This window comes from Breoghania corrubedonensis, from assembly GCF_003053845.1.
Lineage (GTDB): Bacteria > Pseudomonadota > Alphaproteobacteria > Rhizobiales > Stappiaceae > Breoghania > Breoghania corrubedonensis.
In genome coordinates this window covers 209584-222830 of record NZ_QAYG01000002.1, presented here as the reverse complement: position 1 = coordinate 222830, position 13247 = coordinate 209584, and the positions used below count along the sequence as shown (strand labels likewise).

The following is a 13247-nucleotide window of genomic DNA, read 5'->3' as shown; positions in this document are numbered from 1 at the left end:
CGGAGGCCGCGATGAGCGCGAACGAGCCGAGCCGGCAACGCGCCGTGCATGTTCTTGTCGCCGGGCGGGTTCAGGGCGTGGGCTACCGCGCGTGGTGTGCGGACCGGGCGCGGGAGCTGGGGCTTTCCGGCTGGGTGCGGAATCTGCGTTCCGGCGAGGTGGAAGCGGTTTTTTCCGGCGAAACGGGGTCAGTGGACGCGATGCTTGCGGTAGCCCTCGACGGCCCCGGCTGGGCGCGCGTTTCCGAGGTGAAGGTGCTCGGCGAGGCCGGTATCGTCACGAACGGATTCGACGTGCGCCCGACGGGGTAAGATGCGGGCGTGGTGTTGCCTGATCTGACAAGGCTTTTGCGGGGGGATAACCTCGGAGGACGGGCTTTGCGCAACCCGCCTTACACCGCCTTCGTCTCTCCGAAGATCTTCTCGAACTCGCCGCGCAGGATCGAATCGACTTCCGGCATTGTCACCGGCAGGCCGAGATCGACCAGGCTGGTGACGCCGTGGTCCGTGACGCCGCATGGCACGATGCCGGAAAAGTGTTCCAGCTCCGGCTCCACGTTCAGGCTGATACCGTGGAAGGTCACCCACTTGCGCACGCGGATGCCGATGGCGGCGATCTTGTCTTCGGCGTCCATTGCCTTTTCCGGCCGGCGCACCCACACGCCGACGCGGTCGTCGCGCCGCTCGCCGCGCACATGGAACTGCCACAGCGTGTTGATCAGCCATGCCTCCAGGGAGGCGACGAAGGCGCGCACATCCTGCTGCCGGCGCTTCAGGTCCAGCATCACATAGGCGACCCGCTGGCCGGGGCCGTGATAGGTGAACTGTCCGCCGCGGCCGGTGTGGAAGACGGGAAACCGATCGGGGGCGACGAGGTCCTCTTCATGGGCGCTGGTGCCGGCGGTGTAGAGCGGGGGATGCTCAAGCAGCCAGACGCGTTCGGGGGCGGTTCCCTCGGCGATCTGCGCGGCACGCGCTTCCATGGCGGCAAGAGCCGCGGGGTAGGCGACGGGGGTGTCTTCGACGTGCCATTCAATCGGGGCGGAACCGGGCTGTGGCAGCATCGACACGGCGAGCGAATCGCGCGTCTCAGGGTTCATGCGTTAATGCCTGTTAACCATTGGGTAACGCTTGACGGGCAAGGTTTCGTTAACGCACCGAAGCGGGATGGTTGAGTCCCCGTCCGCCCGAGGGCGTATGTTCGGAGCGTCCGTTCCATGTTCCTCGAGCGCCTTCTTAGGCCCGGATCGTCTGTATGACCAGCGTTGACAAGATTTCCGTCCATATCTCTGTGGTGCTTGGCCGGGCGGTGATGCCGATCCATCAGTTGCTGCGCATGGGCCGCGGTGCGGTGATCGAGCTCGACGTTTCCGAGGAAGATGACGTCGAGATTCTCGCCAATGACATCCCCGTTGCGCGCGGGCAGGTAGTGCTGCGCGGCGACCGCATCGGCATCTCCATTACCGAGGTTCTGACGCGGGCTCCGGACTTCCGTCCACAGGCTGAGAACGCCCGTATCTGATTTTCGTGAAATGCTCCTTGAACAGGGGCGGGGGGTTTGATACATGGTCCTCCGCCGAGGCCCAGTGTCTCGGTTGCCAGTCACGTGCGGTCGTGGCGGAATTGGTAGACGCGCAGCGTTGAGGTCGCTGTGGGGTAAAACCCGTGGAAGTTCGAGTCTTCTCGACCGCACCATTCTTCACCCGATGGCTTCGGGTGACAGACCTCCGGTGAGCAATCGACCCGGAGTTTCGGCAAAAAAGACGGCGGCCCTCGGGTCGCCTTTTTTTATTTTCGCTCTTTCCCGGATTTCTTGCGCAATTCCGACGCCCGAATGTCATCTGCGTGAAAAGGCAGTTCCTTAAGCGTCGATAATTTCGTAGCTTTTGCGCACCGGTCCCCTCGCCGTGCCGAACGGACCACAATACTCACCCCGACCGCAGGCTAACTCAACCGCAGGCAACCCAACCGCAGGAGGAGATCGTGGCCGAGACCGATTCCGTCGATGCTGCCGTCGCCGATCCTGCGGAAACCGTTTTTCGCGATGAGGATGGCTACGTCTCCAAGGAGTTCGTTGGTCTTGTCGAGACGGCCCTTGAGGCCGACGACCGGGAGGCCACGCTCGAACTCGCCGGCGACCTGCACGAAGCCGACCTTGGCGATCTTATCGAAACGCTCCACCCGGAAGACCAGGCCAATCTGGTCAGGCTGCTGGGGGACGCCTTCGACTTCGCGGTTCTCACCGAACTCGATGATTCCGTCCGCGCCCGCCTGCTGGAAGAAATGCCGGCGGGCAATGTCGCGGAAGGAATCTCCGAACTCGATTCGGACGATGCCGTCTACATCCTGGAAGACCTGCCACAGGAAGACCAGGAAGCGATTCTTCAGGAGCTGAAGCAGTCGGATCGGCTGCAGCTGCGCCGGGCCCTGGATTACCCGGAAGAATCGGCCGGACGCCGCATGCAGAGCGACTTCGTCGCGGTGCCGCCGTTCTGGACGGTCGGCCAGACGATCGATTACCTGCGCGAGTCCGATGCGCTGCCGGACGACTTCTATCAGATCTACGTCATCGATCCCGGCTTCCGGCTGATGGGTACGGTAGCGCTCGACAAGCTCTTGCGCACGAAGCGCAACGAGCCGGTCAGCGGAATCATGGGCGAGACCGTGCACGCCATAAAGGCCACCGAGGATCAGGAGGAAGTGGCGACAACCTTCGAGCGCTACAACCTGATATCCGCCGCCGTGGTGGACGATTCCGACCGGCTCGTTGGCGTGCTGACCGTCGATGACATCGTCGACGTCATCCAGGCGGAGGCAGAGGAGGACATCTTCGCGCTGGCCGGCGTCGGCGGCGATGCGGAGATCTCGGATTCCATCGTTGAAACCGTGCGCGGCCGCTTCGTCTGGCTGCTCGTCAATCTCGGCACGGCGGTGCTCGCCTCGATGGTGATCGGGCTGTTCGATGCGACGATCCAGCAGATGGTGGCGCTTGCCGTTCTCATGCCGATCGTCGCATCGATGGGCGGCAATGCCGGAACGCAGACCATGACGGTGGCCGTGCGCGCTCTGGCAACGCGTGATCTGGGCAGTTTCAACACGGTGCGCATCATCCTGCGCGAGACGGCGGTGGGGCTTATCAACGGCGTGCTGTTCGCCGTGCTGATGGGGTTGATCGCCGCCTTCTGGTTCCACAACGAACAGATCGGCGGGCTGATCGCGGCGGCCATGATCATCAACATGCTGGCGGCGGGAATGGCGGGCATCCTGATCCCGCTCGCGCTCGACAAGCTCGACATCGACCCGGCGGTTGCCTCGTCCGTGTTCGTGACGACGGTGACCGATGTTGTCGGCTTCTTCGCCTTCCTGGGCCTCGCGGCCTGGTGGTTCGTGCTTCCCTGAAGCGAGCGGCTGAAAAGAAAGGATACGTCATGACCCAGGCGCCCAAGATCGGCGGAATCCTGGAGACAGCGGTCTATGTGGACGACATTGACGCCGCGCACGAATTCTACGAGGGCGTGCTCGGGCTTGCGCGCATGGTGGAGGGGGATCGGCTCTTCGCCTATGACGCAGGCCCCGGCCAGACGCTGATCGTCTTCAAACGCGGGCATACGGACGAAGATATCCGCACGCCGGGCGGCCTGATTCCGGGCCATCACAGCCAGGGGCACAGCCATTTCGCATTCAAGATCGCATCTGGCGATCTGGAGGCATGGCGGGTTTATTTGCGGGAAAAGGGTGTGGTGATCACCTCCGAGGTCACATGGCCCGCCGGTGGAACAAGCCTCTATTTCGAGGATCCCGACGGCAACGTACTGGAGATGGCGACGCCGCCGCTCTGGCCGAATTACATGAGGTGAAGCGCGGCCGAGTCGGCGAGCGGTTTGAGGCATGGGGGAGGAGACATGGTAGCGTTTGAACCGCGTGACGCGGATTGGGAGACGCGCGTCAGATCGAGTTTCGCGCGCCAGCCGTTCATGGACCATCTGGGGGCCGTCATCGCGCATCTGGCGCCGGGCGAGGTCGATCTGGAAATGCGCCATGCGCGCGAGCTGACCCAGCAGCACGGCTTTTTCCACGCCGGTTCCACCGCCTCCATCGCGGACAGTGCGGCCGGATACGCCGCGCTATCGCTCTATCCGCCCGGAACCGGGGTGTTGACGAGCGAGTACAAGATCAATCTCCTCAATCCCGGCGGTGGAGAGAGCTTGTGGCGCGTGGCCGCGTGGTGAAACCGGGGCGTACGCTCACCGTCTGTCGGTCGGATGTGTACGGGATCGCGGGGGGAGAAGAGACCCACGTCGCGACGGGCCTTTTTTCGCTCGTCTGCATTAAGGGGCTGGCGGACTAGCGGATTGCCCCCTAGGTTTCCCCGGAAATTTCCGTAAGGAGAGTCCGTGCGTGCCGGCCGGCCGCGTGCAATTGCAGCGACGTGGCGCACCGGCCCTGCGATCTCATCGTCAGCCAGAGGTCCTCCGCCGGTCGTACGCGGCGGCGGACATTCAGACCGGTGAAACCGCACGATAATCTTGGTCAGGTGGACTGGGAGGTCCGCCAGGGAGGAAGAAAAGCATGATCCCCAACGCACCCGCCGCGTTCAACTTCAATCTCGGCGAGACCGCCGACATGCTGCGCGACAGCGTGCTTTCCTTTTCGCAGGACCGCATTGCGCCTCTGGCGGAACGGATCGACCGGGAGGACTGGTTCCCGCGCGAGCTGTGGCCGGAGATGGGGGCCCTCGGCCTTCACGGCATCACGGTCGAGGAGGAATGGGGCGGTGCGGGGCTCGGTTATCTGGAGCATTGCGTGGCGATGGAGGAGGTGAGCCGGGCATCCGCCTCCATCGGGCTCTCTTACGGGGCGCACTCCAACCTTTGCGTCAACCAGATGCGGCGCTGGGGCAATGACGGCCAGAAGAAGCGCTATCTGGGCAAGCTGATTTCGGGCGAGCATCTGGGCGCGCTCGCCATGTCGGAACCCGGTGCCGGCTCCGACGTCGTTTCCATGAAGCTGAAGGCGGAAAGACAAGGCGATCGCTACATCCTCAACGGCTCGAAGATGTGGATCACCAATGGCCCGCAGGCCGATACGCTGATCGTCTACGCCAAGACGGACCCGGATGCCGGCCCGCGCGGCATCACGGCCTTCATCATCGAGAAGGGGTTCCCCGGCTTCTCCGTTGCCCAGAAGCTCGACAAGCTCGGCATGCGCGGGTCGGAGACGGGCGAACTCGTCTTCCGCGATTGCGAGGTGCCCGAGGAAAACGTGCTCGGCGAGGTGGGCAAGGGCGTCAACATCCTGATGTCCGGGCTCGATTACGAGCGCGCGGTGCTGGCGGCCGGTTCCATCGGGATCATGCAGGCGGCGATGGACGTGGTGGTGCCCTACATCCACGAGCGCGAACAGTTCGGAAAGCCCATCGGCACGTTCCAGCTCGTGCAGGGCAAGGTCGCCGACATGTATGTCACGATGAATGCCAGTCGTGCCTACGTCTATGCCGTGGCGCAGGCGTGCGACCGGGGCGAAACGACGCGTCAGGACGCTGCCGGCGCCATTCTCTATGCGGCGGAAAACGCCACGAAGGTGGCGCTCGACGCGATCCAGCTCCTCGGCGGCAACGGCTACATCAACGAATATCCGACAGGTCGGCTGCTGCGTGACGCAAAGCTCTATGAAATCGGCGCGGGAACGAGCGAGATCCGTCGCATGCTGATTGGCCGGGAGATTTTCCAGGCCTCGGTCTAGCTGTGAGATGTCATGTGCTTGTGTCGGGAAAGAGGTGAATTCTCCACGAAAGTGATTGGAGGCCACGGGGCGGGCTGAACACGCGCTTCATCTCAGGAAAAAGCTCGTCTGCGCACGACTTCAGCAAGCCGCAGCGGGTCTTTTGCCAAACTGTTACCCGATCTTGTGGACCGGACGGCTAGGCTATACCTCAAGGCTGGACACAAGATCGGGGTCTTCAGTGTGTCGAGGTGCGAAAGTGCGTCCGGTGCGGTTGAAGGACGTTAACTGTTCTTCTTTATGGGCTCGTCTATAATCGCGATGCCTTCTTACGGGAGGCGCCATGGCTCTTGAGCGAGACGCGCTTGATGCGACTGGACAGTTTCACACTCGTTGTTGTGCTGGGTACGATTTGTGTTCTGACCGGATCGGGATTCGGCATTGGTTGGTGGCGTTATCGTACCGAGCCCGCCCTTGGTCATGCCACGACTGCGTTCGGCCTGACTGCGCTGGGGTGTTTTCTGTACCTCGCCCGAGGCCGCATTCCGGATCTGCTGACCATCGATATCGCCAATGCGGCGCTGTTTGCGGCGCTGGCGATCGGCTGGAACGCGATCCGGGCTCAAAATGGACGCCAATGCCTCGTCTGGCCGCTGGTCTTGTCTTGTGGTCTTTGGCTGGCATTGTGCCGCTTTCCTCCTTTCTATGCCGATACCACGCTGCGCACAGCGGCGGCATCGCTCCTTATCGCCGGGTTGTCGCTCGGCTGCCTTTTCGAATTCATGCGACTGAAAAATGGCGCGAGGCCCATTCGCATGCTGTTGCTTGTGGCTTGCGCGGGCAATGCCGCCGGCTTCCTGTTGCGCGGCATCTACAGCTTGCTGGCGTGGTATTCGGGGGGCAGCATCGCCGACAACATCTGGGTGAGCCTTGCATTGCTGGGGGCGCTGATCTTCATCTGCGCGTTGGTGCTGGGCAGCCTCTGGCTCTGGCAAGAGCGGGTCTTCGGACAATTGCAACACGAGGTTGAGGTCGATCCGTTGACCGGCATCTTGAACCGTCGTGCTTTCGAACGGGGGGCGGTGGAGCTGTTGAAGGGGAGCCGGGCGGACAGGGAAACCCTGTCACTGCTTCTGATCGATATCGATCATTTCAAGTTGGTCAACGACCAGTTCGGGCATCTTGCCGGCGACCTCGTGCTGCGTATCTTTGCCGACGCGGTGGGGGATGAGTTGCGCAAGATGGACCTCTTCGGGCGCTTCGGCGGGGAGGAATTCGTCGTGCTGCTGCGCGGGGCGGATCTCGACGACGCGTTGCAGGTGGCGGAAAAGCTGCGCGTGAGAATTTCGAGGCTGGCTGTCCCGTGGCAGGACGTCCTCATCCGGCTGACCGTCAGCATCGGCGTTGCCGCGGCGCAGGAGCGCGCCACGACGCTGTTCGATCTGATCGGACGCGCCGATCGCGGGCTCTACAGCGCCAAGGGGAGCGGGCGCAACCGGGTGGTGATCGCCGCTCGATCCTGAGGGTTGACCCTGTGAAAGAGACCGGACCGGTTTGCTTCTCCCTTTTTGTTTTTGCGACACTCTTTTCTCGCGGAGCCGCGCGCCCCATGTGGAGACCGACGGGGCGCTAACCTTTTGAACGAAGGTTGGCCTGACATGGTTTGCGAGGCGGGGCGGCATCGCATACACATGGAGTCGGACAATGGAGCGGCTTGAAGCGCCGCGCCTTTAATCAATGGAGCCTATCCAGCGCATGAGCACTTATTTCACGTCGGTTCCTCCCCACCTCGATGACGAGGAAGAAGACGAGGAAAAGACCAAGACGCCAGGGTCGATCCAGGTCGACAAGCATCTTTTCGATTCGCGCACGGTTCTCATTACCGGCCAGATTTCCCAGGAGCTGGCACGCGACGTGTGCGCGCGTCTGCTTGCGATGGCGCAGGTTTCAGACGATCCGATCAATGTGATCGTGTCCTCGCCCGGCGGGCATGTGGAATCCGGCGACATGATCCACGACACCATCCGCTTCATCGCGCCCAAGGTGCGCATGCTCGGCATGGGGTGGGTGGCGAGCGCGGGTGCGCTCATCTATGTCGCGGTGCCCACGGAGGATCGCTACTGCACGCCGAACACGCGCTTCCTTCTGCATCAACCCTCCGGTGGCGCAGGTGGCCCTGCGACGGATATCGAGATCCAGGCGCGCGAGATGCTGCGCATGCGCGACCGTCTCAACAAGATCTTCTCGATTGCCACCGGCCAGCCGGTCGAGCGGATCGACAAGGACACGGATCGCGACTACTGGATGTCGCCGGAGGAGGCCATCGAATACGGTCTTGTCGGCAAGATTGTGAGTACGGTTTCCGACCTCGGCTGAAGCGGCGCTCGTCAATGATGCGTGACATGAACGCGCGGCGGGATCTGCCCGCCGCGGCAAGGCGATGCGTTCGTGCGCTTGTCACGGTCGCCCTTGCTCTTTTCTCTCCCGCCGTCCTTGCCCAGTCGCACTACTACCAGAGCTATCGGGCGCTCTCCGATCTCGTGGTCAATGTGGAGATGGATCCGAATTCACAGGTCGCCGGGCGGGTGCGCGCGGGAACGGGCGGGATTCGCCTGAACTGGTGCGAGCCGGATATTCCGGCCGGGCAGTGGGCCGGGGCCGACGTGACCGCGCGGCGTCAGTTGCTTGCCGGGCGCTGGTGCGAAGTCGATACTGGCACGATCGTCGGTAACGTCCGCTCTGATCTGCTGGCACCGGAATGATCGCCAGAGCAGGATAACGCTACGTGAACGAGCGGCGGGCAGCCGGTTTCCGGCTGCCCGTTTTCGCGTTACGCCAGCTGCCGCTCCAGAACGTAGTCCCGCACCAGTTCGATCACCGCCTGCGCTTCCCGGCGAAGCGTCGCGTCGATTGCGTTTGCCTGGAGTGCTGTCTGGAAATGGCAGGCGAAGCGGTTGTAGTGATGATCGCTCGCCAGCAGCGCCCTGAAGTCGGATCTGATCGAGGCCCCCTCGTAGAAGGGCGAGCCGCCAAAAATGAAAACGAGCAGGGAATTCAGGCGATCGATCACCCAGGGGTGATCGATACGGTCCAGTTCTTCCGCGAGAATGTCGTCGTGGCGCATCAAGTCGAAAATTACATATGTGAAACGTTCGATATTCTCGCGCCCGCCCAGTCTGAGATAGAGCGTCGTCATTGCCGCACCCCGGAAATTGAATAATGCCCGCAGCCCTGCGAAGCTAAACACTTCCGCGCAAACACGACTGTGACTAATCTCACGTTTTGTACGTATTCGATGCTGCACGAGGCGAGGCTTGCAGCCTGGAGCCGATATTTCAGCCTTTTGAGTCAATGTGTTGGGTGGTTGCCGCGGTTCGCGCCGCGGAAAAGAATTGCCGCCGCAAGAGCACCACGAGCACGCAGGTGGTGCCGGCGATGAAGGGGATAGGTCCGGCGAACCAGCACAGGAACCCGACGGCAAAGAAGAAGGCGCGCTGGCCGCGGCTGAAATGTCGCCCGGCGAGCACGTTGAGGTCGCCGGCTCGCGCCACCAGTGCCCGTGCTTCGGGCGATGGCTCCTTTTCCTCGTTCGGCACCGCGCCGACCATGATCGAACAATAGTTGAAGAGCCGGTAGGACCAGCCGAACTTGAAGAAGGCGTAGGCGGCGATCAGCAGCAGGCCGAGCACCTTGGCCTCCCATTCGGCGCGGGTCGTGGCGATGGCGAGCGGCAGATCGGCATAGACCGCCAGTGCCAGGTCCGTGGCATTGAGAAGCGCGAAACAGGCGCCCAGCGCCAGCAGCGAGGTGGATGCAAAGAACGCGGTGCCCTGCTGCAGGCCCGACATGATCTGCGCGTCGATCATCCGCAACGGGCGGGCCAGCATCGCGTGCATCCATTGATGGCGGTAGCTGTCCATGGCATGGGAGAGGCTGGATGTTTTCCAGCGGCTGCGTTCCACCAGCCAGTTATAGCCGAGCCAGGAACAGGTAAACCAGGCGAGGGCTGCAAGATCGAGCGGCAGGAAAAGCATGATGACGTTCCGTGTCGTCGGTGACGAGGCCGAACGCACAGCATAGGGCGGACGAAGATCGACGCCTAGCGTTGCGTGAATGATGGTGACAAATCATCACCTTAAGAGCCAAAAGCACGGGCGGCGTCCGACAATTCTCCACCCACTCCACAGGTCGGGATTCTTCGCTCTTGCACAGAGGTTACCAAGTCGTTAAATGGGCGTGGCTTCGCGGTGCATCGGTGCGGTTTTTCCAAACGGGCCGGCATCGCCCTGTTCAGAAATTAGGAGTTCCATGGACGATCACGTACAGAAGTCCTGCTGGGGGTTCATGACCTGGACGGTCCTGACCCTTGGAGGCGCTATGTTGCTCGTCTACCTGTTTGGTGGATTCGACCCGGCGGTGACGACACTTGCCGTGAAATAAGCCGGCCGCCGGCATGGTGAAATTCGAAAGGGGCGCGGGCCGGACCGCGCCCCTTTTGCGTTTGACGGGCGGGTTCTCATCGGCCGGGAAGGCCGCGCATTCGCTCGCCGGTGCAGGGCGTGCCGCCCACGGAGCGAACCTCTTAAGACAAAACCCCCTTGTGAATCCGGACGAGGCGCACGAAACTCCGCGCGCACAAAACGGCACCAAGGGGAGGACGCCGATGGCGATGAAAAAGGGATACCGTCAGCTCGTGGACGAGGCGGAGGCGGAGATCGTCACGTTGCCTGTGGAGGAAGCGATCGCGCTTCACGGCGACGCGGAAACGGTCTTTGTCGATCTGCGCGATGTCCGCGAACTCGATCGGCAGGGGCGCGTGCCCGGTGCGGTGCATGCGCCGCGCGGGATGCTGGAATTCTGGATCGATCCCGACAGCCCCTATCACCGGACCATTTTCGCCGAACCCAAGCGTTTCGTCTTCTTTTGTGCCGCGGGCTGGCGTTCGGCGCTGGCAACCAAGACCGCGAAGGACATGGGCCTCGAAAACGTCGCGCATATCGAGGGCGGCTTCGGCGCCTGGCGGGATGCGGGGGGCTCCGTTGAGCTGCCACAAGAGAAGGTCTAAGTCTCTTGCCGGGTGATCATGAAGGAGTGTCGAGTTTGAAGATTGTTATCGGCAACAGGAACTATTCGACCTGGTCGCTGCGCGGCTGGCTCGCGTTGAAGCAGACAGGGGCCGATTTCGAGGAAGTGGTGATCCCGCTCGACACGCCTGAGACGCATGCGGCCATCCTTTCCCATTCGGCCGCCGGCCGCGTGCCGGTGCTGATTGATGGAGATGTCACCGTCTGGGACAGTCTGGCGATCATCGAATATCTTGCGGAGCTTTTTCCGCAGGCCGGGTTGTGGCCGCAGGAACAGGCTGCGCGCGCCCACGCCCGCGCGATCGTGGCGGAGATGCATTCCGGCTTCGCTGCGCTTCGCGGTCATTACCCGATGAATATCCGGCGCACGCCCGCCGCTCGGCCCGAGGATGCGGCGGTGGAGGCCGACGTGGCGCGGGTCATGGCGATCTGGAACGAGACGCGGGCGCGTTTCGGCCAGGGTGGAGATTTTCTCTATGGAGCCTTTTCCGCCGCCGATGCGTTCTATGCGCCCGTAGTCAGCCGCTTTGTCACCTATGAGGTGGCCGTGGATGCGGCGGCGCGCGCCTACATGGAGGCGGTGATGGCCCATCCGGCCATGGCCGAGTGGTGCGCGGCCGGACTGGCGGAGACATGGATCGTGCCGGCCGACGAGGTCGACTGACCGCCATTTTATCCATCCTTTCATTTATTGTCAGACATGTGGGGGAGTATTGTCGTGGCGCTGCTGAAATCCGGAATTTCTCCGTCTTCCGATCTCTATCGCAACCAGGCGGCGGAGATGGGAGCGCTCATCGAGGATCTGCGCGCGCGACGCGAGACGGCGGCGCTCGGCGGTCCTGAGCGGGCGCGCGAGCGTCACGTGGGGCGGGGAAAGCTGTTGCCGCGCGAGCGCGTCACGCGGCTCATCGATCCCGGTGCGCCGTTTCTGGAGCTGTCGCCGCTGGCCGCCAACGACATGTATGACGCCGCGATCCACGGGGCCGGGCTGATCACGGGCGTTGGTCGGGTTTCGGGTCGCGAGTGCATGATCGTGTGCAACGATGCCACCATCAAGGGCGGCACCTACTATCCGATGACGGTGAAGAAGCACCTGCGGGCCCAGGAAATCGCACGCGAAAACCGCCTGCCGTGCATCTATCTGGTCGATTCCGGCGGGGCCAATCTGCCGAACCAGACCGATGTCTTTCCCGACAAGGAACATTTCGGCCGCATCTTCTACAATCAGGCCACCATGTCGGCGATGGGCATTCCGCAGATCGCGGTGGTTATGGGCTCGTGTACCGCGGGGGGCGCCTATGTGCCGGCCATGTCGGACGAAACCATCATCGTGCGCCGGCAGGGTACGATTTTTCTTGCCGGCCCGCCGCTGGTGAAGGCGGCGACGGGAGAAGAGGTCTCGGCGGAGGATCTCGGCGGGGCGGATGTGCATGCGCGCGTTTCCGGCGTCGCGGATCATTACGCGGTGGATGACGATCAGGCGCTCGCCATGGCGCGCCGCGCGGTTGCCAACCTGAACACCGTGAAGCAGGCGGAGATCGACCTCGCCGTGCCGTGCGATCCGCTCTACGACACCGCCGAGCTTGACGGCGTGGTGCCGGCGGATCTGCGCAAACAGTACGACATTCGTGAGGTGATCGCGCGGCTGGTCGACGGATCGGAGTTCCACGAGTTCAAGAAGCTTTATGGCACGACGCTGGTGACCGGGTTTGCGAGAATTTTCGGAATGCCGGTCGGAATCGTTGCCAATAACGGCATCCTTTTCTCTGAATCGGCCCTTAAGGGCGCGCATTTCGTGGAGTTGTGCTGCCAACGGCGCATTCCGCTTCTCTTTTTGCAAAACATCACCGGGTTCATGGTGGGGCGCGAATACGAGGCGGGAGGGATCGCCAAGGACGGCGCCAAGCTTGTCACTGCCGTCGCTTGCGCGAAGGTGCCGAAAATTACCGTCATCGTCGGCGGCTCCTACGGCGCGGGAAATTATGGGATGTGCGGACGCGCCTACTCCCCGCGCTTCCTGTTCATGTGGCCGAATGCGCGGATTTCCGTGATGGGAGGGGAGCAGGCCGCTTCGGTGCTCGCCACCGTCAAGCGCGACAATATCGAGGCGGAAGGGGGCGTCTGGAGTGCCGAGGACGAGAATGCCTTCAAGACGCCGATCCGGGAGCTCTACGAGGCGGAGGGCCATCCCTACCACGCCACGGCCCGCCTGTGGGACGACGGCATCATCGCCCCTTCGGAGACGCGCCGGGTGCTCGGCCTTGCCTTTTCCGCGACGCTCAACGCCCCAATTGAAGAGACTCCATTCGGAGTATTCCGTATGTAGTTCCTCTTTCCTTTAACTGTCTGGTATAATTACATAGTAATAAATAGCAAAGTTTGGGAGTTATCAGAGAATTACAAATTGAGAGATTTTATTTATCTCCAATTTAACATCCATCCG

15 protein-coding genes and 1 tRNA gene are annotated in these 13247 nt (G+C 62.4%); 13 read left to right on the top strand and 3 right to left on the bottom strand.

Annotated features, from left to right (window positions below; all coding sequences use genetic code 11):
* Positions 1–11 precede the first annotated feature (11 nt).
* Positions 12–311: an acylphosphatase gene (locus C8N35_RS09095; RefSeq protein WP_107989646.1), complete on the top strand. Its 300-nt coding sequence runs from the start codon at positions 12–14 to the stop codon at positions 309–311.
* Between the two features lie 80 nt (positions 312–391).
* Here the strand turns inward: C8N35_RS09095 and lipB are convergent, their stop codons facing one another.
* Positions 392–1099, bottom strand: coding sequence for a lipoyl(octanoyl) transferase LipB (lipB, locus tag C8N35_RS09090; protein WP_107989366.1), 708 nt, complete (start codon positions 1097–1099; stop codon positions 392–394).
* Positions 1100–1254: 155 nt separating this feature from the next.
* Between lipB and C8N35_RS09085 the strand changes: the two genes are divergently transcribed.
* The 9 genes from C8N35_RS09085 (at position 1255) to C8N35_RS09045 (ending at position 8482) form a co-directional block, all read left to right on the top strand.
* Entirely contained in the window at positions 1255–1521 is a 267-nt protein-coding gene (locus C8N35_RS09085) for a FliM/FliN family flagellar motor switch protein (protein WP_107989365.1), read from the top strand.
* An 86-nt stretch (positions 1522–1607) separates the two neighbouring features.
* Positions 1608–1694, top strand: a tRNA-Leu gene (locus C8N35_RS09080).
* 288 nt (positions 1695–1982) lie between these two features.
* The gene (gene mgtE / locus C8N35_RS09075; RefSeq protein WP_107989364.1) at positions 1983–3398 is read left to right on the top strand and encodes a magnesium transporter; all 1416 of its coding nucleotides are present in this window, start codon (positions 1983–1985) and stop codon (positions 3396–3398) included.
* 29 nt (positions 3399–3427) lie between these two features.
* Positions 3428–3856, top strand: coding sequence for a VOC family protein (locus C8N35_RS09070; protein ID WP_107989363.1), 429 nt, complete (start codon positions 3428–3430; stop codon positions 3854–3856).
* A 45-nt stretch (positions 3857–3901) separates the two neighbouring features.
* Positions 3902–4228 carry a PaaI family thioesterase gene (locus tag C8N35_RS09065; RefSeq protein WP_342753492.1) on the top strand — a complete coding sequence of 109 codons (327 nt, stop codon included), beginning with the start codon at positions 3902–3904 and terminating at the stop codon, positions 4226–4228.
* Positions 4229–4568: 340 nt separating this feature from the next.
* Positions 4569–5741 carry an isovaleryl-CoA dehydrogenase gene (locus C8N35_RS09060; RefSeq protein ID WP_107989362.1) on the top strand — a complete coding sequence of 391 codons (1173 nt, stop codon included), beginning with the start codon at positions 4569–4571 and terminating at the stop codon, positions 5739–5741.
* A 329-nt stretch (positions 5742–6070) separates the two neighbouring features.
* Positions 6071–7243: a GGDEF domain-containing protein gene (locus C8N35_RS09055; protein WP_146177363.1), complete on the top strand. Its 1173-nt coding sequence runs from the start codon at positions 6071–6073 to the stop codon at positions 7241–7243.
* A gap of 232 nt (positions 7244–7475) precedes the next feature.
* Positions 7476–8096 carry an ATP-dependent Clp protease proteolytic subunit gene (locus C8N35_RS09050; protein WP_107989360.1) on the top strand — a complete coding sequence of 207 codons (621 nt, stop codon included), beginning with the start codon at positions 7476–7478 and terminating at the stop codon, positions 8094–8096.
* Between the two features lie 26 nt (positions 8097–8122).
* Entirely contained in the window at positions 8123–8482 is a 360-nt protein-coding gene (locus C8N35_RS09045) for a hypothetical protein (RefSeq protein WP_146177362.1), read from the top strand.
* 68 nt (positions 8483–8550) lie between these two features.
* Here C8N35_RS09045 and C8N35_RS09040 read toward each other — a convergent pair whose 3' ends face one another.
* Together C8N35_RS09040 and C8N35_RS09035 are read right to left on the bottom strand one after the other, a co-directional pair.
* A complete protein-coding gene (locus tag C8N35_RS09040) occupies positions 8551–8916 on the bottom strand; it encodes a globin domain-containing protein (RefSeq protein ID WP_107989358.1) in 366 nt (121 codons plus the stop codon).
* A gap of 139 nt (positions 8917–9055) precedes the next feature.
* Positions 9056–9754 carry a DUF599 domain-containing protein gene (locus C8N35_RS09035; RefSeq protein WP_107989357.1) on the bottom strand — a complete coding sequence of 233 codons (699 nt, stop codon included), beginning with the start codon at positions 9752–9754 and terminating at the stop codon, positions 9056–9058.
* A 635-nt stretch (positions 9755–10389) separates the two neighbouring features.
* Here C8N35_RS09035 and C8N35_RS09030 point away from each other — a divergent pair.
* The 3 genes from C8N35_RS09030 (at position 10390) to C8N35_RS09020 (ending at position 13130) form a co-directional block, all read left to right on the top strand.
* Positions 10390–10785, top strand: coding sequence for a rhodanese-like domain-containing protein (locus C8N35_RS09030; protein WP_170122070.1), 396 nt, complete (start codon positions 10390–10392; stop codon positions 10783–10785).
* Between the two features lie 35 nt (positions 10786–10820).
* The gene (locus tag C8N35_RS09025; protein WP_107989356.1) at positions 10821–11468 is read left to right on the top strand and encodes a glutathione S-transferase family protein; all 648 of its coding nucleotides are present in this window, start codon (positions 10821–10823) and stop codon (positions 11466–11468) included.
* A gap of 117 nt (positions 11469–11585) precedes the next feature.
* Entirely contained in the window at positions 11586–13130 is a 1545-nt protein-coding gene (locus C8N35_RS09020) for a carboxyl transferase domain-containing protein (RefSeq protein WP_245926749.1), read from the top strand.
* Positions 13131–13247: the final 117 nt, after the last annotated feature.